The organism is Microbulbifer sp. CNSA002, assembly GCF_047324085.1.
Classification (GTDB): Bacteria; Pseudomonadota; Gammaproteobacteria; order Pseudomonadales; family Cellvibrionaceae; genus Microbulbifer.
In genome coordinates this window covers 1,659,330-1,677,759 of record NZ_CP172449.1, presented here as the reverse complement: position 1 = coordinate 1,677,759, position 18,430 = coordinate 1,659,330, and the positions used below count along the sequence as shown (strand labels likewise).

The 18,430-nt window shown below is 54.5% G+C and carries 22 protein-coding genes and 6 tRNA genes; 7 read left to right on the top strand and 21 right to left on the bottom strand.

Annotation, left to right across the window (positions count from 1 at the left end; genetic code table 11):
- Nucleotides 1–2 precede the first annotated feature (2 nt).
- The 11 genes from ACG1BZ_RS07555 to msrB all read right to left on the bottom strand — a co-directional run bounded on the left by ACG1BZ_RS07555 (nt 3) and on the right by msrB (nt 6,414).
- Nucleotides 3–845 carry a hypothetical protein gene (locus ACG1BZ_RS07555; RefSeq protein WP_413665069.1) on the bottom strand — a complete coding sequence of 281 codons (843 nt, stop codon included), beginning with the start codon at nt 843–845 and terminating at the stop codon, nt 3–5.
- The gene (locus ACG1BZ_RS07550; RefSeq protein ID WP_413665068.1) at nt 823–2,313 is read right to left on the bottom strand and encodes a GspE/PulE family protein; all 1,491 of its coding nucleotides are present in this window, start codon (nt 2,311–2,313) and stop codon (nt 823–825) included. Before ACG1BZ_RS07550 ends, ACG1BZ_RS07555 begins: the two co-directional genes overlap by 23 nt.
- Before the next feature lies 1 nt (nt 2,314).
- Nucleotides 2,315–3,505 carry a type II secretion system F family protein gene (locus tag ACG1BZ_RS07545; protein ID WP_413665067.1) on the bottom strand — a complete coding sequence of 397 codons (1,191 nt, stop codon included), beginning with the start codon at nt 3,503–3,505 and terminating at the stop codon, nt 2,315–2,317.
- Between the two features lie 801 nt (nt 3,506–4,306).
- Nucleotides 4,307–4,382, bottom strand: a tRNA-Gly gene (locus tag ACG1BZ_RS07540).
- A gap of 33 nt (nt 4,383–4,415) precedes the next feature.
- A tRNA-Glu gene (locus ACG1BZ_RS07535) sits at nt 4,416–4,491 on the bottom strand.
- Nucleotides 4,492–4,609: 118 nt separating this feature from the next.
- A tRNA-Gly gene (locus tag ACG1BZ_RS07530) sits at nt 4,610–4,685 on the bottom strand.
- Nucleotides 4,686–4,718: 33 nt separating this feature from the next.
- Nucleotides 4,719–4,794: transfer RNA gene (locus ACG1BZ_RS07525), tRNA-Glu, on the bottom strand.
- Nucleotides 4,795–4,912: 118 nt separating this feature from the next.
- A tRNA-Gly gene (locus ACG1BZ_RS07520) sits at nt 4,913–4,988 on the bottom strand.
- Between the two features lies 1 nt (nt 4,989).
- Nucleotides 4,990–5,065, bottom strand: a tRNA-Glu gene (locus ACG1BZ_RS07515).
- Between the two features lie 159 nt (nt 5,066–5,224).
- Nucleotides 5,225–6,001: a DUF1499 domain-containing protein gene (locus ACG1BZ_RS07510; protein ID WP_282933544.1), complete on the bottom strand. Its 777-nt coding sequence runs from the start codon at nt 5,999–6,001 to the stop codon at nt 5,225–5,227.
- Entirely contained in the window at nt 5,998–6,414 is a 417-nt protein-coding gene (gene msrB, locus ACG1BZ_RS07505; protein WP_413665066.1) for a peptide-methionine (R)-S-oxide reductase MsrB, read from the bottom strand. The genes ACG1BZ_RS07510 and msrB overlap by 4 nt, the downstream gene beginning before the upstream one ends.
- Nucleotides 6,415–6,600: 186 nt before the next feature.
- On the opposite strand from msrB, the gene ACG1BZ_RS07500 reads away from it, so the two are divergent.
- Both ACG1BZ_RS07500 and ACG1BZ_RS07495 read left to right on the top strand, forming a co-directional pair.
- A complete protein-coding gene (locus tag ACG1BZ_RS07500; protein ID WP_413665065.1) occupies nt 6,601–7,815 on the top strand; it encodes a pyridoxal phosphate-dependent aminotransferase in 1,215 nt (404 codons plus the stop codon).
- Nucleotides 7,815–8,216 (top strand): hypothetical protein, encoded by a 402-nt coding sequence (locus ACG1BZ_RS07495; RefSeq protein ID WP_413665064.1) that lies wholly within the window; start codon nt 7,815–7,817, stop codon nt 8,214–8,216. The genes ACG1BZ_RS07500 and ACG1BZ_RS07495 overlap by 1 nt, the downstream gene beginning before the upstream one ends.
- A gap of 34 nt (nt 8,217–8,250) precedes the next feature.
- On the opposite strand, the gene ACG1BZ_RS07490 is transcribed toward ACG1BZ_RS07495, so the two are convergent.
- The 5 genes from ACG1BZ_RS07490 to ACG1BZ_RS07470 are packed head-to-tail and all read right to left on the bottom strand — an operon-like array spanning nt 8,251 to nt 12,930.
- The gene (locus tag ACG1BZ_RS07490; protein ID WP_413665063.1) at nt 8,251–9,192 is read right to left on the bottom strand and encodes a class I SAM-dependent methyltransferase; all 942 of its coding nucleotides are present in this window, start codon (nt 9,190–9,192) and stop codon (nt 8,251–8,253) included.
- 3 nt (nt 9,193–9,195) lie between these two features.
- Entirely contained in the window at nt 9,196–10,347 is a 1,152-nt protein-coding gene (locus ACG1BZ_RS07485) for an ATP-NAD kinase family protein (RefSeq protein WP_282933550.1), read from the bottom strand.
- Complete coding sequence (locus ACG1BZ_RS07480; RefSeq protein WP_413665062.1) at nt 10,338–11,459, bottom strand: 4-phosphoerythronate dehydrogenase; 1,122 nt, start codon at nt 11,457–11,459, stop codon at nt 10,338–10,340. Before ACG1BZ_RS07480 ends, ACG1BZ_RS07485 begins: the two co-directional genes overlap by 10 nt.
- Nucleotides 11,456–12,349, bottom strand: a complete 894-nt coding sequence (locus tag ACG1BZ_RS07475) for a 5'-3' exonuclease (protein ID WP_413665061.1) — start codon at nt 12,347–12,349, stop codon at nt 11,456–11,458. Before ACG1BZ_RS07475 ends, ACG1BZ_RS07480 begins: the two co-directional genes overlap by 4 nt.
- The gene (locus tag ACG1BZ_RS07470; protein WP_413665060.1) at nt 12,346–12,930 is read right to left on the bottom strand and encodes an elongation factor P hydroxylase; all 585 of its coding nucleotides are present in this window, start codon (nt 12,928–12,930) and stop codon (nt 12,346–12,348) included. Before ACG1BZ_RS07470 ends, ACG1BZ_RS07475 begins: the two co-directional genes overlap by 4 nt.
- Before the next feature lie 293 nt (nt 12,931–13,223).
- Between ACG1BZ_RS07470 and ACG1BZ_RS07465 the strand changes: the two genes are divergently transcribed.
- A complete protein-coding gene (locus ACG1BZ_RS07465; RefSeq protein WP_108732560.1) occupies nt 13,224–13,910 on the top strand; it encodes a hypothetical protein in 687 nt (228 codons plus the stop codon).
- A gap of 75 nt (nt 13,911–13,985) precedes the next feature.
- Here ACG1BZ_RS07465 and tusA read toward each other — a convergent pair whose 3' ends face one another.
- Entirely contained in the window at nt 13,986–14,216 is a 231-nt protein-coding gene (gene tusA, locus ACG1BZ_RS07460) for a sulfurtransferase TusA (RefSeq protein ID WP_282933554.1), read from the bottom strand.
- A gap of 118 nt (nt 14,217–14,334) precedes the next feature.
- Between tusA and ACG1BZ_RS07455 the strand changes: the two genes are divergently transcribed.
- Nucleotides 14,335–14,622 (top strand): antibiotic biosynthesis monooxygenase family protein, encoded by a 288-nt coding sequence (locus ACG1BZ_RS07455; RefSeq protein ID WP_413665059.1) that lies wholly within the window; start codon nt 14,335–14,337, stop codon nt 14,620–14,622.
- Here the strand turns inward: ACG1BZ_RS07455 and ACG1BZ_RS07450 are convergent.
- The 4 genes from ACG1BZ_RS07450 to ACG1BZ_RS07435 all read right to left on the bottom strand — a co-directional run bounded on the left by ACG1BZ_RS07450 (nt 14,597) and on the right by ACG1BZ_RS07435 (nt 16,688).
- On the bottom strand, nt 14,597–15,235 hold the full coding sequence (locus ACG1BZ_RS07450; RefSeq protein WP_413665058.1) for an alpha/beta family hydrolase: 639 nt from the start codon (nt 15,233–15,235) through the stop codon (nt 14,597–14,599). The two genes, ACG1BZ_RS07455 and ACG1BZ_RS07450, sit on opposite strands and share 26 nt — an antisense overlap.
- Complete coding sequence (locus ACG1BZ_RS07445) at nt 15,228–15,452, bottom strand: YheU family protein (RefSeq protein WP_108732557.1); 225 nt, start codon at nt 15,450–15,452, stop codon at nt 15,228–15,230. Before ACG1BZ_RS07445 ends, ACG1BZ_RS07450 begins: the two co-directional genes overlap by 8 nt.
- Nucleotides 15,453–15,514: 62 nt before the next feature.
- Nucleotides 15,515–16,327: a class I SAM-dependent methyltransferase gene (locus ACG1BZ_RS07440; RefSeq protein ID WP_413665057.1), complete on the bottom strand. Its 813-nt coding sequence runs from the start codon at nt 16,325–16,327 to the stop codon at nt 15,515–15,517.
- Nucleotides 16,328–16,343: 16 nt separating this feature from the next.
- Nucleotides 16,344–16,688 carry an MTH1187 family thiamine-binding protein gene (locus ACG1BZ_RS07435; protein WP_413665056.1) on the bottom strand — a complete coding sequence of 115 codons (345 nt, stop codon included), beginning with the start codon at nt 16,686–16,688 and terminating at the stop codon, nt 16,344–16,346.
- Between the two features lie 92 nt (nt 16,689–16,780).
- Between ACG1BZ_RS07435 and ACG1BZ_RS07430 the strand changes: the two genes are divergently transcribed.
- From ACG1BZ_RS07430 to fldB, 3 genes are all read left to right on the top strand, one after another.
- Complete coding sequence (locus tag ACG1BZ_RS07430; protein WP_282933559.1) at nt 16,781–17,311, top strand: glycine cleavage system protein R; 531 nt, start codon at nt 16,781–16,783, stop codon at nt 17,309–17,311.
- Nucleotides 17,312–17,393: 82 nt separating this feature from the next.
- A complete protein-coding gene (gene trmL / locus ACG1BZ_RS07425; protein WP_108732553.1) occupies nt 17,394–17,867 on the top strand; it encodes a tRNA (uridine(34)/cytosine(34)/5-carboxymethylaminomethyluridine(34)-2'-O)-methyltransferase TrmL in 474 nt (157 codons plus the stop codon).
- 14 nt (nt 17,868–17,881) lie between these two features.
- On the top strand, nt 17,882–18,421 hold the full coding sequence (gene fldB / locus ACG1BZ_RS07420) for a flavodoxin FldB (RefSeq protein ID WP_413665055.1): 540 nt from the start codon (nt 17,882–17,884) through the stop codon (nt 18,419–18,421).
- Nucleotides 18,422–18,430 lie beyond the last annotated feature (9 nt).

Below are 18,430 nucleotides of genomic sequence, written 5' to 3'. Positions count from 1 at the left end.
TACTAAATACCGTGCAATTGCTTGTATACAGTCTCTTCTTTTACAGAGGCCGTGACACAGTCTTGGCCAAGAAGGCCCGGCACCGCTTCGATAAACCCGTCACTAACCTTGATCATCGGCCGCACACCTTCTGCAAGATTTCTCCCAAAGTGTCTGACCAGACCAGCAAACTCCGTCAAGTGCGCCGGCAGCTCGCCATCGGCGAACACACTCTCCATATCGGGTTCAAAATGAGATCGCTGGAATACCAACTGTCCTTCCACCACAGCAATATGGGACCACCAACGCCCAAACCCCAGGCACAGTAAACAGACCGGAGCCGTTGATATCGTTGCCAGCGCAAACGCATGCAATGCTGGGTACACCCCAGCAACCAACGCCTGCTCCTCCAATTGTCTTATCAGCTCGGAAATGCTGTTGTGATGGCGAAAATATTGAACAGAAGACTCAGTGTTAAATAAGTGTGCCGTCCAATCACCGTCACCCCCGGAAAATGTCTGACCAGCTTTCCATATCCCATATTCGCGGCGCTTGCGCCCGGCAAATGCGTCACTGATAGCCCACTGGCGATAATCTACAAGGTGGTCAGGGAGGTACAATGATAGGTAGGGAGTTGCCATACCCTGTTCCGCCAACGCACGCTTTAAAAAAATCGGCGTGCTGGACACCGCACTTTGTAAACCCGGCTCCATTTCCTGTTCAACGCGGGTTGTCGACCAAGCTCCATCGGCCCAGCGGGAAAGCCACAACTCAACACGCCCATCCTCAAGGAATATTGACGCCCTACCGTTCCGCCGCTGGTAGGATTCGAGCAGCTTCCGTTTAAGGTAAGGTAACACGGTCAATTTCGCTCCTTGAGGTCAGACCGGCGCGAAGCAAACGGACTGCAACGGCCCTAAGGCTATTGTCCGTGCTAACACTAGCGGCAAGCACTTCCCTACTGTTGGGGCTCGCACTCAATTGCACACGTAACTCGTCAGTGATCTCAATAACCTCGCAGATAATGGTCCGCCCGGAATATCCCGTAGCTGCACACTGCGCGCAGCCTACCGCCGTGTATTCAGCCCACTCGGTAGCCACACCAGGCGCCTGGATCTTGCAGTGTTCGCATAACAGGCGAATCAGCCGCTGGGAGACGATGCACTTGACCGCTGTAAATAGGGCGTTTCGGTCCAAGCCGATATTTTCGAGTCTAAACAGTACATCCCGAGCGTCGTTAGCATGCACGGTACTCATAACCAAGTGCCCGGTCAGGGCAAGCTGGAGCGCTATCTTGGCTGTCTCTTGATCTCGGATTTCGCCCACCAGGATCTTGTCAGGGTCATGCCGCAGAAGCGAACGCAGGCCCACGGAAAAAGTCAGGCCCTTGTCTTCATTAACAGGAATCTGCATAACCCCTGGAATCTGGTACTCGACAGGGTCCTCAATGGTGACGATTTTGTCGTGGCCGGTGTTGATCTCACAGATCGCCGCATGCAAAGTAGTACTCTTACCGCTGCCGGTAGGCCCAGAGACCAGTACCATCCCATAAGGGGCGTGGACGGCCTTGCGGATGATGTGCAGCGATGCTCCTTCCAGGCCAATATCCTCAAGACCATGGTGCTTGAGGGACTGGAGGTTCTTTTTGTTATCCAGAACACGGATCACAGCATTTTCGCCGTAGGCAGCGGGAATAACAGAAACCCGGAAGTCGATCTTGCGGCCCTGGTAAACCAGCTTGAAACTGCCATCCTGGGGCACACGCCGCTCGGAGATATTCAAGTCGGAAATCACCTTGATTCGCGAAACCAGACGGGGGCCAATATTTGCCTCAAGGGGATCTGTAGCGGGATAAAGCTGACCGTGGATACGGTACTTGACCTCGACGCCCGCCTCGTAGGTTTCGATATGAATATCTGAGACCTCTCGCGCCAGAGATGTCACAATCAGTGTGTTGAGCAGCTTGACCACCGGTGCATCATCAAGCCCGCCGATGGCGTCGATATCCTGTAGTACTTCCCCCTCGGAATTTTCAACCACCAGCTTGAGGGCTGCGTCATTGGTGGCGGTCCTGAGCTGCGTGCCGGCGCGTTTCAGATGCTCGAGCACGGACATAAAGCTCTCTTCAGAGCAGCGACGGAAAAATACCCGATTCTGCAGCCGGTCCTCCGCTTCCTGGTGGACCAAAGGATCGTAGTCGGCGTAGCCAGCCAAATATCGCAGATTGCCGCTTTTAGTAAGCGGTAAACACTTCCGCTCTACCCACCAACGGGTGTCTGTGGCCCCCTCTACCAACGCAATATCGATATCTTCCAGGCTTAGCGGCTCGGTCACTTCAGATCACCTCCGCCATCATAAATACCGGCATATACATGGCGATCACTACCGTGCCAACAAGCAGCCCTATCACCAGCATGATCATGGGCTCTATCAGAGATGCGAACTGCGCAATGATATTGTCCAGTTTTTCCTTGTAACGAATAGAAAGGCCTTCGAAAACACCGGCCAAGTTGCCAGATCTCTCCCCAATTTCCACGAGCTTCAAATCCCGCCCGACAAAAAAGCCCGTGGTAGCCATTGCCTCACCTAGCCCTGCGCCATTGTTCACTTCGTTGCAGATGGTTTGAAGGGAGGGGCCGATATGCCCCCCCTGAAAGGAGCCCGCCACCTCCCGCAGAGCCACAGCAACTGGCATACCAGAACGAATGGATGACTCCAACATTCCGTAAAAGCTGATCAAGGTGGAATAACGGCGGATGCCGCCGTAGACAGGAATAGCTAGCGACAACTTTGCAAGCGCATTTTTCACACGCCCAGAGTTGTCCAGTTTCTTGAGGGCAACAGCAGAGGCAACAAAACCTGCTACCAAGGCCGCAATAAATAGCGGTAAGCTCTCGGAAATCGCAATCACGGCCCGCGTCAGCCCTGGCAACTCTGAATTAAATCCCGCCAGCATCTGTTCGAACTTCGGCACCACAAAAACGAACAACACCAGAATGGCAACAGCTACAGTACTTAACAGAAAAATTGGGTATGCCAAGGCCTGGCCTATAGACCTCCTGACCTGGAGGCGCTTGGCAACCAGCTCCCGGTAGGCGTCGAGAGCATCGACAAGGTTGGACTGTCGCTCCCCAGATTTTACTGCCCGTACAAAATCAGAAGAGAAGATCTCAGGATATCTTCCACAGGCCTCGTAAAGTGAAGAGCCTTTTTCGACATTTGCAGCAACTTCACGCAAATGACGGTTCAGCTCTTTCCCCTGCTCTTCCTCACAGAGAATGGCAAGAGCGGGCATAAGCTGGATCCCTGCCCTTAGCAACGCGATCAACTCTTCAGCCAAGTCTTTCAGGTCGGCTTCGGTCACCCGGTTACGCCGAAGGGTTACCTTGCGAGTGGGCTTAATCTTGATTACGAAGACACTAGCTTGCTCAAGATTCGCTCGAGCCTGCTGATCGGTGGATGCAACAATGACGCCGGTAAACGGCTTTCCGTCTCCCCCGAGGGCCTGATAGTGGTATTCGGGCACTGCGACATCCTTGTCAACGTTGATTTATGCGCAAAACAAAACGGCGGCAACATTAGCATAAAAATAACGCTTAACTAAACACTAGAATCCAAAGCGACTCGCAGATATATGTAAGCTGAAACAATGTACCAATACACGATAAAGCTGGCCTACTCTAAGCCTCTAAATCAACGTCATTTATTTGCGGTGCCCGCGGTTGCTAACTCTCCTCCAATCCCCCGATGGGGTGGGGGCGCGGCAAACTCTGCCTACGCCTGGCAGTTCAGTTAAGGATGCAGCCACCTCTGCCCCCCCCATGAAAGCTATTGAGTCAATCATTCCGCATCGTTTAGTCGAGTTCATTCAGATTGGATATCGCCCTACTGATGGCTAGCTGCTCCAACTGAAGGCTATTGAGCCCACCCGTAACTGGGTGCAATTATCGTTGGATAATGGGGGAGTAATACGCCCCCACTCAGTACTCACACCACATACTGCCCCTGAATACAGTTCACAACAGTGGTTTCAAGGCACCCCTTCATGCCAAGGCCATCCACCTCGGAAAGATTAAAGAATGCAGGCTTTTTTGATGACCTTACCCAAACAGAAAATAAGATCAGGAAGCACCATCAACGTGTCCCTTAGTGAAAACTCAAGTTTCCCGCTATCCGCTGCCCCCGCAACACCAATCCGGAACGCCCGGCCCTGGCTTTAGCTTCAAAAAGGCTCAAAGTTGATGGTTTGGACTGAAATGAAAAAAGGGGCAAAAGCCCCTTTTTAAAATGACTAACAATCGTCAATCGACGACTGTAGATCAAGAATTGGAGCGGGAAACCGGGTTCGAACCGGCGACCTCAACCTTGGCAAGGTTGCGCTCTACCAACTGAGCTATTCCCGCAATTGACCCGGTAGCATTGCTACCGGGTCGTATTGGCATCCCCAAGGGGAGTCGAACCCCTGTTACCGCCGTGAAAGGGCGGTGTCCTAGGCCTCTAGACGATGGGGACAGAAACTTGCACTTCGACCTTTCGATCCGGTGCTGCCATGCTGTCCATGGCAATGCCACTGATTTCTCGGTGGCGTGCTCTCCGAGTTGACTAGAGATCATCTCGCAAAGCAGAAAATTGGAGCGGGAAACCGGGTTCGAACCGGCGACCTCAACCTTGGCAAGGTTGCGCTCTACCAACTGAGCTATTCCCGCAATTGACCCGGTAGCATTGCTACCGGGTCGTATTGGCATCCCCAAGGGGAGTCGAACCCCTGTTACCGCCGTGAAAGGGCGGTGTCCTAGGCCTCTAGACGATGGGGACAGAAACTTGCACTTCGACCTTTCGATCCGGTGCTGCCATGCTGTCCATGGCGATGCCACTGATTTCTCGGTGGCGTGCTTTCCGAGTTGACTAGAGATCATCTCGCAAAGCGGAAATCTGGAGCGGGAAACCGGGTTCGAACCGGCGACCTCAACCTTGGCAAGGTTGCGCTCTACCAACTGAGCTATTCCCGCGTGGCATCCCCAAGGGGAGTCGAACCCCTGTTACCGCCGTGAAAGGGCGGTGTCCTAGGCCTCTAGACGATGGGGACCCAGAAACCTTCTGTCGTTTCGCTCCACCTTTGAGTGTAGCCCTGCGTCAGAAGTGGGGCGCATTCTATGGATCACCGCTAAACCTGTCAACACTCTTTTTGATTTTTTTTCTTTTGTTGTCAGACACTTACAAAACCCAGCCATTTCTGGAGTGCATTCTAGTACCGCTCTGTGCCAGTTCCCTCGAGCACCAGCGCGTGCAGGTGCAACTCTTCCAGAAATTGGCGGATACGCTTCGCATTGGTACCTAAGTCACTGACCCCGACTCGGGAGCTGGAACGCACATCGACTTTGGAGCCACCACCCACGTCAGCGCTGACCCGTACAACGATATCGTCCGTAAAACCGAGGATCGGTGTTTTCGCTACAGCCTCCAGGTGGCCCCGCTGAGGCTCATAGGAAACCACTTTCCAGCCCAGGTCTTCGGCCACTTCAGCAGCGATCTCAGTGGTACGAGCTATCGGGAAGTCCACGTGCAACGGCATTATATCGGCATATATATCTGCCTCCCGCTGCAATTCGGCCACCTTCTCTCCACCGTATTCGGCACTGTTGTCGCCTTTCTGGCGCAACTTCAATACCTCTTGATACTGGGGGGGATTGCGGGTATCGGTACTGATGTCGTGAATTCTTGGCACATCGAAGTTGCCCTTGCCTACGGTTACCAGAGGTATTGCCACCGGCAGCAGTCCGAGCAACGCCGCCCACAGAGCATTGCTGCGCACCAACGGCTTGCTCTTGCTCACTCCCCAGACAAAAACAAACAGGCTCAGTAGCGCAATTGCCAAGGCTGCACCGCCAGAAAACACAAATATTTTGAAAACCACAGAGAAGTGCAGCAACCCGTAACGCAAAGCGGCAGCCGCAAGGACAATCAGCAGTAACAGAATCCACTGCACCCGCAATAGCCAATTACTCCAGTGTGATTCCGTCACTCAGTGTCATCCTCCGTTTCATCACTGCCCTGGTCCAGCTTCACCGATAGAGAGTTCACACAGTAGCGAAGTCCCGTATCGGTGGGACCATCGTCGAACACATGACCGAGATGGGCATCGCACTTACTGCAGCGAATCTCTACACGCTGCATACCGTAGCTGCTGTCAGGCAGCTCCTTCACCGCCCCTTCATAATGCTCTGCATCAAAGCTGGGCCAGCCACACCCGCTCTCAAATTTTGACTGCGAGCCGAATAAAACCTCGCCACAGCAACGACAACGATAGACGCCATCGTCAAAAACATCCCAATATTCGCCGCTAAACGGCGCCTCTGTCCCACCTTCCCGGCAGACCTCAAACTCCTCATCTGTAAGCTTATCCCGCCAGTAGTTCTCATCCATCTGTTTTGACATACTCTAGTGTTTCCGTAATCAATTGGGGTTTCCGGTCAGGCGTCACTTTGTGGCAATGTCTATATGTATCGGTTCCCGGTTTCCCGCAGGAGTGGTACCTACCGCTGGTGGACATTACCCGGTTTTCGCGCACTGAACTCGCGGCCCTGGGCCGCTCCTGCTCTGCAATAGAGCTTCCAGGTCACCATGAAGGACATCAATAAATCAGAAAAACTGCACGGCGTCTGCTACGAAATTCGCGGCCCCGTGATGGAGCAGGCCCAGCGCATGGAAGAGGAAGGCCACCGCATCCTCAAGCTGAATATTGGCAACCCTGCCCCCTTCGGTTTTAACGCCCCCGACGAGATTATCCAAGACGTCATTCACAATCTCTCTGAGGCACAGGGCTACGTCGAGTCCAAAGGGCTCTTCGCTGCGCGTAAGGCCATTATGCAAGAGTGCCAGACCCTGGGTATCCCAGGCGTCGAGATTAACGATATTTACCTGGGCAACGGCGTCTCCGAACTGATCTCCATGAGCACCCAGGCCCTTCTCAACAATGGCGACGAAATGCTGTTGCCAATGCCCAACTACCCCCTGTGGATGGCCGCCACCAACCTCACCGGTGCCAAGCCGGTTCTCTATCGCTGCGATGAGGAGTCCGGATGGCTGCCTGATATTGAGGATATCAAAACAAAAATCACTTCAAAAACCCGCGGCATAGTGGTTATCAATCCCAATAACCCCACTGGCGCCGTTTATCCCCGGGAACTACTGGAGGATATTGTCGAGGTTGCCCGCAGTCACAACCTGGTGATCTTCGCCGATGAGATTTATAGCAAGATTCTCTACGACGATGCGGAATTTACCCCGATGGCCAAACTGGCCCCGGACGTGCTCTGCCTGAGTTTTAATGGCCTTTCCAAGTCCTACCGCCTGGCCGGCTTCCGCTCTGGCTGGATGGTTATCAGCGGCACCAAACACAGGGCCAAGGGCTTTATCCAGGGGATGGAAATACTCGCCTCTATGCGCCTGTGCGGCAATGTACCCGCCATGTTCGCAGTACAAACCGCTCTCGGTGGCTACCAGAGTATTAACGATTTGGTCCTGCCCGGCGGGCGCCTGCGCCAACAGCGAGATATGGCCCACCGCATGCTCAATGACATTCCCGGTGTGAGCTGTGTCAAACCTAGTGGTGCTATCTACTTGTTTCCCAAGCTGCATCTGGATCATCATAAGATCGAAAATGACGAGCAGCTGGTGCTGGATTTCCTGCGCCAGGAAAAAATACTACTGGCTCAAGGCAGTGCCTTCCACTGGGATGCACCGGACCACTTGCGCATTGTCTTCCTGCCCCGTGCCGACGACTTATCGCATGCGATGGAACGCTTGGGCGACTTTTTGGAGCGATATTCCTGCTGATGCTGGACGATTTACATATTCACGATTTTTACCGGGATGCCGGCAGGGTACTGCTGGCAATGTTTAATCAATTCCCGGTACCGGCAACCGTTTACGTGGAAGATATTTCCGGCCCCGACTCACCGGATGAGTACGGGCTGCACTCCCCACGCTATTTAGCCTGCCTGGGGTCCATGACCTGGCTAAAGCAGAGCGGCTATATCAACTTTTCCCAGCTGGTGCGCCAGGAGGCGATGGAGGATGCGGTATTAACCCACAAGGGTTTCCTGCTAATGATTAATGCCGAAGCTGAGTCCGGACAGAGCAACGCCCAGTTGCTCAACAGCGCTGTGCGCGAGGGATCATCAGGCCAGTTGCAGGCGCTGATGGAGCGCTTGATGCGGGAGTTTGCATCGCTGTAAGGGGCTCCTTAAGGCGCGGCATTGGCAATCGCCATTACTGGGATTGGCGACGATATTTAACGTGCAGCATTTTTAAGGCAGCATCCGGGTCCCGATCAGGGAAATCCGGGTTCTGCTCCAAGCGCGCTACAACTTCATAACCGCTGTCAGATCCGAGGATTAACTCTCTAAACTGGGCTTCGCTGTGCCGGGGCGAGTTGATCACCATCAGCAGATCCGCCTCAGCGGCGAGACAAGCGGGCAGCTGCCTCAGCAACTTTTCATAATTCTGACTGACATCGAAGCGACCTTTTTGTCGCGTCGGCGGATCGACAATGCCCAGGTCAAAGGGGCCGCGACGGTCGAAGCGCTTGAATTGACGCAGTGCATCGAATTGCAGGAACTGAACCCCTTTGAGCGACAGCCCATTAACCTCGTGATTTTCCCGTCCGCGATTTAAAACACCGCGATTGACATCCACATTTACAATATCGATATCACCTGCCGCTCGCGCGACCGCAGAAAAGGCACAGGTGAAAGCGAAAAGATTGAGCATTTTTGCTGACGCCTGCCCAGCCCTTGCACGTACCTGCTCTTCAAGCCAGGCCCTGCCCGGCTCAATATCCAGGAAGAAACCAACATTTTGTCGATCAAATGTGAGGGGGAATTTAAGGGCTCCACGCTGCGCGACAGGGTCTGTTACCGGCTCTCCGAAGTGCCACTGTAAAGGTGCCCCAGGGAGATAGCGTCGCTGCGCAGCGACCCCCTGATAACCTCGCGCCTCGGCCATTTGCCAGAGCTTTTCACACAGCTCTACTTCACTTTCATATTCTTCAAAAAAAGTCACTAACAAAGCGGGGAAAAAGCTGTCGACGCAGACCTGCTCCAAGCCCTCATAGCTGCGACCCCTGCCGTGAAAAAAACGGCGGCTGTCGCCAACATTTTGTCCTAGTTTATTTTCTACCTGCTCCAGCAGTAACTGCCAATCTGCACTCATCGCTTATTCAATATCCCCGTTACTCAGTGGATAAAGAATGGCATCCCGGTAGCCGGTAACCACTCGAATAAAACCACTCCACCGTTTATCAAGCTTGGGGTTACCGCTATCGATTAATAGCGGGCGCCCATGCAATTCCGTAATTTTTGTTTTAGTCGCAACCACGATTAAATTATCGCGCCCAACGCGCCGCAGTACATTGGCTGACAATTGTTGGTTACCCCGGCCAATTAAATGACCCTGGCCACCAATGGCGGTGAGAATGATTTTTACCGGCCCGCTGTGATCGGCGATGGCCTGTTCAATTTGCGGCGCACTGACATCCAGCTGCAACAACTGGCCATCCAGTAATAAATCCACCCCCAACAGTGTCCCCTCACAGCCCAACTCGCTGAGGATTGCCAATGTAGTAGAGCCTGGGCCAACGACATACAGGGTTTGCGGGTCCAGGTCTTCGGTAATCTCTGCGGCGATATCCGCAACTGCCAGCTCTTCCACTTCGCGGCCGGCATTTTTTACCGCCTGTAAAAACTGACCTTCCTGGGGCACCAGCAATTCGCCGTAGTAACGCGTGGTTACCCGCCCACTGCGGAATGATTGCTCATCAATATCCCGCACTTCACGCTCAGCGAGGTCCACCAGCTGCCCCGCCATCAGACGGCGCAAAACCTCACCACCCGCTTTAGGGGAAATCGCAAAACAGGCGGAATGCATTTTCACTCCGGCGGGAATACCCAGTACCGGGAAATTATCTCCCAGGGCATTGACGATATTTCTCGCAGTGCCGTCACCGCCAATAAAAACAATGAGGTCTGCACCATTGTTGCGGATTGTGGCTGCTGCACGCTCTGTATCTTCCGGTGAGGATGGCGAGCACTCAGCCACGCCCACTTCACAGACAGAAAAACCGAGTTTACGAGCTGTACTGGCCCCCATATCGCCGGCAAAGCACAGGATTTCCAGCTCATCCTTATAGGGTTTTAACTCCTCAAGGGCCAGCGCCGCACGCTGATTTGCCTGGGGTTCGATACCTGCGTCCAGCGCGCGTTGCACGGTTTCGGCACCATCGCTCCCCTTGAGACCTGCCGGGCCGCCAATGCCAGCCCAGGGGTTAATTATTAAACCAAGCTTTTTTACTTGTTTACTTAACTGCACGCCAACCCCAACACTTCCAGTTGCCGCTTCTCTTCGTCACCCAAAGTCTGGGCTGAAGTTTTGTAGTGACTGAACTCCAGGCGCTCGGGGTACTCTTTACGCAGCAAATCAAAAGCCTTCTCCATCGGCACATCACCTGCTGCAGCCGCGCGCAGGCGGCGATCGTCCGCGCGGGGGTTGTACATCTGCAACAGTAATTCTGCTGCTGAGTCTCCCGTGATCGCTTTAGATGTAACAGCCGGCTGACATTCCGCAGACAGAGGTGCAATACCCAATTCCCGGCACAAGGCCTCGCGAATCATACGGGTGCCGGCCAGCTTTCCATCCAGGCTGTAACCGGCAATATGCGGTGTCCCCAGGTCAACATGCTGCAATAATTCAGTATCGATATCCGGTTCGTTCTCCCATACGTCCAATACGGAAGTAAAACGCTTGCCCCGCTGGATTTCCGCCAGCAGTGCCCGGTTGTCAACCACCCCACCCCGGCCGGCGCTAATCAAGACGCTGCCATCGCGAAGCTGGCGCAACTGCTCTGCTCCAATCATATGGAAACTGGGGTAGGTGCCGCCCTTAACCAGCGGTGCGTGAAGGCAAACAATATCCTGGCTCAGCACCTTTGCCAGCTCACTCGCATCCGGGTTTTCCGGTAGCCAAGGATCGTAAACTGCGCAGGAAACCCCGAGGGCATGCAAGCGCTGCTGCAAAAGCCCGCCAACATTGCCGCAGCCCACTATGCCGAAGCTGCGCCCATGCCAGTCAATTTCCAGTGCGGCCAGGGTGCAGAAAACATACTCCACCACGGAGTTGGCATTGCAGCCAGGCGCGGCGCTCCAGAAGATCTCATTGCGTTCCAACCACTGGGTATCCAGGTGATCAGTGCCTATGGTGCAGCTGCCAACAAAGCGCACCCGAGTCCCCTCTAGCAGACTTTGATCAACCTGGGTGACCGAGCGCACCAACAAAATATCCGCATCAATTAATTGTTCTCGGCTCAAGGTGCGGCCGTGGTAGCGCTCCAGCGTTCCCAGATCACCGAAATACTCCTCCAACGCAGGAATATTCTCATCGGCGACAATTTTTAACCCCGCACTCTGTGCAGCGCTATCCGTCATGTAAGTTCTCCATCAACACCCGCTAAGGTGCGTTCAATCTTCTTGCTCAGGCCGCCGATACCAAATTCCTCCGCCAGGGCTCGGGCCAGATAGACATCCACCGGCTGTGGGCACAAATCTGCCAGCTTTATATCCAGGGGAACCCGCTCCTCAAGACTGGTCAGGCGCTTGGCGAGGTGCAGCTGCTCTTCGTATTCCTCTATCCGGGCCACCAATCCCTTGGCTCCGCGAATGGGCATTGTGGCAAGGGTATCGAGCTGCTCCAGCAACATTTCTATAGTGTCGAATGTCTCTAACAGGCGTGCCGCTGTCTTTGGGCCAACGCCGGGTATCCCGGGAATATCATCGCTGGTGTCTCCCACCAGGGCCAGATAGTCGGGAATCTGTTCCGGGCGCACACCGAACTTTTCCCGCACGCCCTCGCCATCCAGGTGCCGGTCGTTGGCAAAATCCCACAGGGATACAGCGCCCCGAGCCAGCAGCTGCCCCAGATCCTTGTCCCGGCTCACGACCACTGGGTTATGCCGGTGCAGCTTCCGGGTTAACGTGGCCAGTATGTCATCGGCCTCGTAGCGCTCACTGGAAAAGCTGGCAATACCCAGTACCTCAGCCATTTCCCGGCACGCCGCCAGCTGGAAAGCCAGGGCTTCATCTGGCAGTGCGCGACTGCACTTATAGTCCGGGTAAATCTCATTGCGAAAACAGCTTCCCAATGATTCGTCGAAGGCGCAGGCAATATAGCCCGGTTGTCGCGCCAACATATCCAACAGGAAGTTAGTAAAGCCGTAAACGGCTTCAGTGGAGTAGCCACTGCGACTCTCCCAGTTGGGCGGCAGCGCAAAGTAGTAGCGAAAAATATATACCGATGCGTCTATGAGATAACTATTCAAGAGAGATCCGCCAATTGGTAGCTGCCCCGGTCAAAAGGATTGGGACAACCGAATTCCTTCATCAGGGCTTCGGCGAATGCACAGGCCCGAGGGTTGGGCCGGGTATCACAATAGTCCAGAACTTGCTGCCAGATGGCCTTTTTAAACGGGTCGCTGGCGCCCAATCCATTCTCCAGATTGTCGGCGCTCACGCGGAACTTGAGTCCGCAAGCCCGTGCAAAGATCCATTCAAGGGCCTGTGGCTTGACCTCTACCTGCTCGAACTCAGCCTGCTGGTCGGCACTGCGACCATCCGGCGCATACCAGTAACCGTAATCTGGCAACTGCCGCCGGGCCTCTCCGGCGACACACCAGTGCGCGACTTCATGCAAAGCGCTGGCGGCATAGTCCAGGGTGAACTCTACCTGGTGGTAGGGTTGACCTTCCCCCCTGGGCCGGTAATAGGGCTCGCAAAAGCCCCCGCGAAGTCGGGTATTGAGCCCATTTGGGTCTGAAAAACAGTGATCGAAGACTCTGACGATACGATCAGCCATTGGCAGTTTCGTAGGAACAGAAGCCATTTCTGCGGTTGCAACAGGCAAGGCGTTCTCCGGGATACCTCAAAGGCGGGGACTATATCAACGCCTGCGCCCCGATCAAAGCGCAGGCGCTTGCGGGGCGCAAAAGGCGCTGGTTGTATTTCGGCAAATCAACATATACCTTTAGGAACAGGGATGCCGCAGAGGGCGTGTCCTTCTAGCGTCTCCCCGAGGAGGGAATTAAAGCAATCAAACACCCTCCTGCCCCAGTCTTCCTTCAGAGGTAGGGCATTTCGCTGTCGCACCTTCATCTGACGTGGAGACGGTATACAACCGGCCCTGCAAGGAGGTGTTCCATGACAGACCACAGCATCAACAATGTGGTTGACCTCTTCACCGGCGAGCCCATCGAAACTTCTGCGGACAGGCGCTTTATTCGCCTATCGCCGGAGCTAGACGGCTTGGAAATGCTCTACTCCAACAACTCCAGCGGCACAGATCTATATAGCCTGAAAGTTTTATGCTGGGGTCTCAAAGCAAATGGCGAGGTCGTAGGCCTCGTTCCCTGGTTAAACACCATAGTGGCCTGTCCCGACATCAAGGACCCTCTCGACGGACGCTTTGAGGGCTACTATGACCCCGGCATTGAGGAAATCTTTCATCAGCCCCCCATTCACAAGATCGTCGAGCTGGAGACTGCGGCGGAATACTTTGAATACGAGAGCAATAAAGCTGAGGAAGTACTCCAGGAGATCCCCGACACCATCGGCACCCACGCTGTGTTTATGGATGAACAGCGCGAGAACCTGACACTGATTGAGGTCGTCAGCTGGAGGTTGCACGCCGACGGGGAGATTCACGGCATGCTAATAGACCACGATATCGTTGAAACCACTCCGGTTTTACCGGGGGATCACTGCCTGTACCCCGCGCAGGAGAGCGAGGGATTCCGGTACTTTTTCCAACACCATATCGCCAACAAAATTAAATCCGAGGACCCCGAAGCCCTGGCCGCTATCGCTGCCCTGGTGACAGCTCCCTAGGGACTGTTGGGTCTTAATATTCAGGAGTGTGCCAGCCCCCGCCAATGGCATGGGGGCTGGAGCAACCGCGACCCGCTATTCCGCTTTTTTAATCCAGTAGACAAATTCGTCATTTTCCTCTGCGTGCTGTACCAGCTCATATCCAAGAAATTGGCAGAACTTGGGCACATCCCGCTGAGTGGAGGGGTCGGTAGCAACCATTTTCAACACTTCACCATCGGCGACATTGCGCACCGCTGAATGCAGCATCATGACGGGTTCCGGGCACAGGAGGCCACGGGCATCTAAGGTGTGATCTGACTTCATAGGTATCATTGTGCGCAATTTTGCCGCCGTCGTCATCTCCAGAGGCATGAGGGCCGCGCGGTAATTCCCCTGCGCCCGCACTAAAATCCTCATAGGGCTAACGCAATTCGGGCTGACAATGATCTACGTGTTGATAGAACGGGAAATTGCGGCAGAAATGCAGGGCAGCTATGAAGAGGCCGCCCGCAAAATCCTCACTTGCGCCTACCGCACCGTAGGCTTTATCGAGGGGCAGACCTATATCGAGAAGGGCAATCCCTTGCGGCGCTTTACACTCTCCAAATGGCAATCTGAACTCCATTGGCAACACTGGTATACCAGCCAGGAGCGCCGCGCACAGATGAATCTACTCAACCCACTGATGGTGCGGGAAGAGCGCATTACTGTCCTGGAGATCGCAGCATAAACTGGGCAGCCAACTCTACTGCGGATTGCCAATGCTGAAGCTGGTTAAAACCGCTGGCGCGACGGGGTTTAAAGTCGTGATCGCCATCTTCCAGCCACTCGACCTCAATGGTGTTCGCCAAACCGTAGCCTTCTACCTCAGCCCGGCTGCCTAATGGGTCGCGATCTCCCTGTATCACCAAGGTCTGGCAGCGAATATCCACCAAGTGCTCGGTACGCAGCTTTTCCGGCTTGCCCTGGGGGTGAAACGGATATCCCAGGCATACGGCACCGGCAATCGCCTTCTGCCCCCAGTATTCATCCGCCAATAGACTCGCCACGCGCCCGCCCATGGACTTACCACCGATAAACAGGGGCAACTCGGGGCCTAACTGGACGATTTGCTCGCGGAAAGACTCTTGCAGCTGGGGCATGGTATTGGGTGGCCGCTTACTTCCCCCGGTGCGCCGCTGCGCCATATAGGGAAACTCAAAACGGACAACTTCCACGCCCTGCTCACACAACCCCTGCGCCAGGAACTGCATAAACGCACTGTCCATCGGTGCCCCGGCGCCATGGGCAAATAGAAAGCGCGCACGGGGCTCACTCGGGCTATCGATTAACCATTCAGACATCGGGGGGCAGGTCCTCGGCCAGGACCAAGTTTACAGTTTCTTCACCGGGCTCAAACCAGATCACCACTTGGCCGGATTGCAGCTGGCGACGCAGGCTGGCAACTTTGTCCACCAGTTCCACTTCACGCTCACCGTATTCGGTGCCCTCGCGAGTGGCGTACTCTTCCAGCAGACTTTGCAGGGTATCGGCATCTAGTTGTTCGAAGGGAATAATCATACAGCGACTAATTCAGGTAGGCTGGGAGCAGCCATAGCCACCCCCAGAATATTGTAAAACGATCAGGACTTGGGTTTGCGGAAGCGCAGGGTCATACGATCGCTCTCGCCGATAGCGAGATACTTTTCACGGTCCTCTTCACCCAAGCGCATTACCGGTGGTAAGGTCCATACGCCTTTGGGGTGGTCAGCAGTGTCTTTGGGGTTCGCATTTACTTCGCTGGCCTCTTCGAACTCAAAGCCCGCTTTTTTAGCCAGGTCAATAACATACTCCTGGGTGACATAACCACTTTTCACCATATCTTCCAGGCTGGTACCTGGCTTGGCACGGTGCTCAACGATCCCCAGCACACCACCGGGCTTCAGCGCGGCAAAAAAGCTGGCAAAAGCTTCATCGGCATAATCGCGATACATCCAGTTGTGCACGTTGCGGAAAGTTACTACGGCATCGGCACTGCCTGCCGGAGCAATCTCGCGACCGGTTTGCGGGGCAAACTCAGTCACAATTACTTTCTTGTAAGCCTTATCGTTAGCAGCCAGCTTCGCTTTGAAGTTCTTCAGGGAGCGCTTGAAGTAGTCGGACTCACTATTCTCAGGGAAGTGCGCCGCATATAAGGTCCCCTTCTTGCTCAGGTAGGGCCCGAGAATTTCGGTATACCAACCGCCGCCCGGGGTAATTTCCACTACCGTCATATCCGGCTCGATCCCCATAAACTCCAGGGTCTCCGCTGGGTTGCGGTACTGATCGCGGGCGACATAATCCTTGTTGCGATGATCCCCCTTAATGGCAGCAGAGAAATCTGCAGCCTGGGTTGTGCCCGCCAAAGCCAGGGCACCGGCCAGGGCCACCAGGGATTTCTTAAAATTGCTCGTCATAGTTTTTCCTGTGTTGTTATCGTTGGTCCAACTTCATTTGCACACTGTCGATCTTATCCTGCATAGATTGCTCGCGGTCAATACGAGTTCCCAATTTCAGACTGGAACTGATTCGGTCGGCGCCCATTTGATGCACCCGCTCGTGGCACTCTTTAACTGCCGCCATCACCTTATCCCAGTCCCCCTCGATATTGGTACCGTATGCGTGCAGGCGATAGGAAAGCCCCGCCTCTTCCAGCACCCGCTCGCACTCAGCAACGTATTTACTGACGGAAACACCAACGCCGATAGGGATCACACATAAGTCAGCAATCACGTTCATCAACAGTCCCTCGTTAAAGTACTTGGATATTGGTTTCAAAATAACGCTTTTGAGATTGGCCGATAGAGTTATTCGACGAGATCCTATTACAATGTCAGCTCAACGTCTCTCGTGAAGCAAAGGAACCCTATATGCAACAGCATCTCGTTATCTCCATGATCTCTGATGACAAGCCCGGTGTCGTGGAAAAGCTTTCAGCAGTTATCGCAGATAACGGCGGCAACTGGGAAGACAGCCATATGGCCCACTTCGCTGGGAAGTTTGCCGGAATCCTGCGGGTGGCGGTGCCCGCAGATAAAAGCGAGACACTTAAAGAGGCGTTGTCAGCCTTGGCAAACGCAGGCTACAACCTGGTCATTGAAGATGCCATTGCAGTATCCGCCAAACCCCAGCAGACGCTGACGCTGAAACTGGTTGGCAACGACCGTCCCGGCATAGTCCGCGAGATCTCGCGCGCCCTTACCGCCCACCATATCAATATGGAGCATCTGGAAACCACTTACGGCAGCACCCCCTGGAGCGGTGAGCCCCTGTTTAATGCCGAGTGCACTATCAGTGTGGCCGAAGACATAGATCTCGACGGCCTGCGTGACGATCTGGACCAGATTGCCAATGAACTCGGAGTCGAGATCGATTGCGAGGAGATCGCCACCCCCATCTAATTGTGGAATAATCCGCAGCCGTACAGGGCCGGGCACTGCTGTCCGGTCTAGCTAGAAGTCTCTCCAGCGCAAACGCCACCTCATGTTCAAGATTGTTCTATACCAACCTGAAATAGCGCCAAATACCGGCAATATTATTCGACTTTGTGCCAATACCGGGGCAGAGCTGCACCTTATCGAGCCCTTAGGTTTCGATATGGATGACAAACGCCTGCGTCGCGCCGGCCTCGACTACAGCGAGTACAGTCGCGTGGTGCGCCACAAGGACTGGCAGACCTTTATCGATAGCGAACAACCCGCCAGGGTGCTGGCGCTCTCCACCAAGGGAAGCAAAAGCCATACCGCGATCGAGTTCCAGGCGGATGACGCCATTGTGTTTGGCCCGGAGACCCGGGGGCTACCCGCAGAGTTCCTGCAAGCAGTAGGGGCCGAAAACACTTTGCGTATCCCCATGCGTGCCGAGAGCCGTAGTATCAACCTGTCCAATGCCGCCGCCATTGTTATCTACGAGGCTTGGCGACAATTGGATTTTAGTGGCGCCGTGTCCCAGCAGTAAGAAGTTCACCTGTTATGCAAAGTTCCCAAGCCCCAATCGGACTCTTTTACGGTTCCAGCACTTGCTATACCGAAATGGCTGCGGAGAAGATCCGCCAGTGTATCGGTCCTCAATGGATTGATATCCACAATATCGCAGAGGCGGATATTAGCCTCGCCGAAGACTACGACTTCCTTTTGTTCGGCATTCCCACCTGGGACTACGGCGAACTGCAAGAGGACTGGGAAAATATCTGGGACGACTTGGCCGCGCTGGACCTGCACGAGAAAAAGATCGCGCTGTTTGGTCTGGGTGATCAGGAAGGCTACCCCCAGTGGTTCCAGGACGCCTTGGGCTATTTGCATTCGCAGCTCCTCGCCTGCGGTGCCCGTGCAGTGGGCTATTGGTCCGCAGAAGGTTACGAGTTTGAAGAGTCCAAGGGGCTAACCGCCGATGGCAGCCAGTTTGTCGGGCTGGCCCTGGATGAGGAGAACGAATTCGATCTGAGCGAGGAGCGTATCCAGCGCTGGTGCGACCAGGTAATGCGCGAGTTTGGTTTGCAGGATGAGGGCTGACGGAAGTCT

Coding starts and splice junctions, on each gene's coding strand:
- ACG1BZ_RS07480 (WP_413665062.1), bottom strand. CDS start 11,459: ATGACGGATAGCGCTGCACAGAGTGCGGGGTTAAAAATTGTCGCCGAT.
- ACG1BZ_RS07465 (WP_108732560.1), top strand. CDS start 13,224: ATGACAGACCACAGCATCAACAATGTGGTTGACCTCTTCACCGGCGAG.
- ACG1BZ_RS07430 (WP_282933559.1), top strand. CDS start 16,781: ATGCAACAGCATCTCGTTATCTCCATGATCTCTGATGACAAGCCCGGT.
- ACG1BZ_RS07490 (WP_413665063.1), bottom strand. CDS start 9,192: ATGAGTGCAGATTGGCAGTTACTGCTGGAGCAGGTAGAAAATAAACTA.
- ACG1BZ_RS07500 (WP_413665065.1), top strand. CDS start 6,601: ATGAAGGACATCAATAAATCAGAAAAACTGCACGGCGTCTGCTACGAA.
- ACG1BZ_RS07440 (WP_413665057.1), bottom strand. CDS start 16,327: ATGACGAGCAATTTTAAGAAATCCCTGGTGGCCCTGGCCGGTGCCCTG.
- tusA (WP_282933554.1), bottom strand. CDS start 14,216: ATGAAGTCAGATCACACCTTAGATGCCCGTGGCCTCCTGTGCCCGGAA.
- trmL (WP_108732553.1), top strand. CDS start 17,394: ATGTTCAAGATTGTTCTATACCAACCTGAAATAGCGCCAAATACCGGC.
- ACG1BZ_RS07455 (WP_413665059.1), top strand. CDS start 14,335: ATGATCTACGTGTTGATAGAACGGGAAATTGCGGCAGAAATGCAGGGC.
- ACG1BZ_RS07445 (WP_108732557.1), bottom strand. CDS start 15,452: ATGATTATTCCCTTCGAACAACTAGATGCCGATACCCTGCAAAGTCTG.
- msrB (WP_413665066.1), bottom strand. CDS start 6,414: ATGTCAAAACAGATGGATGAGAACTACTGGCGGGATAAGCTTACAGAT.
- ACG1BZ_RS07495 (WP_413665064.1), top strand. CDS start 7,815: ATGCTGGACGATTTACATATTCACGATTTTTACCGGGATGCCGGCAGG.
- ACG1BZ_RS07450 (WP_413665058.1), bottom strand. CDS start 15,235: ATGTCTGAATGGTTAATCGATAGCCCGAGTGAGCCCCGTGCGCGCTTT.
- fldB (WP_413665055.1), top strand. CDS start 17,882: ATGCAAAGTTCCCAAGCCCCAATCGGACTCTTTTACGGTTCCAGCACT.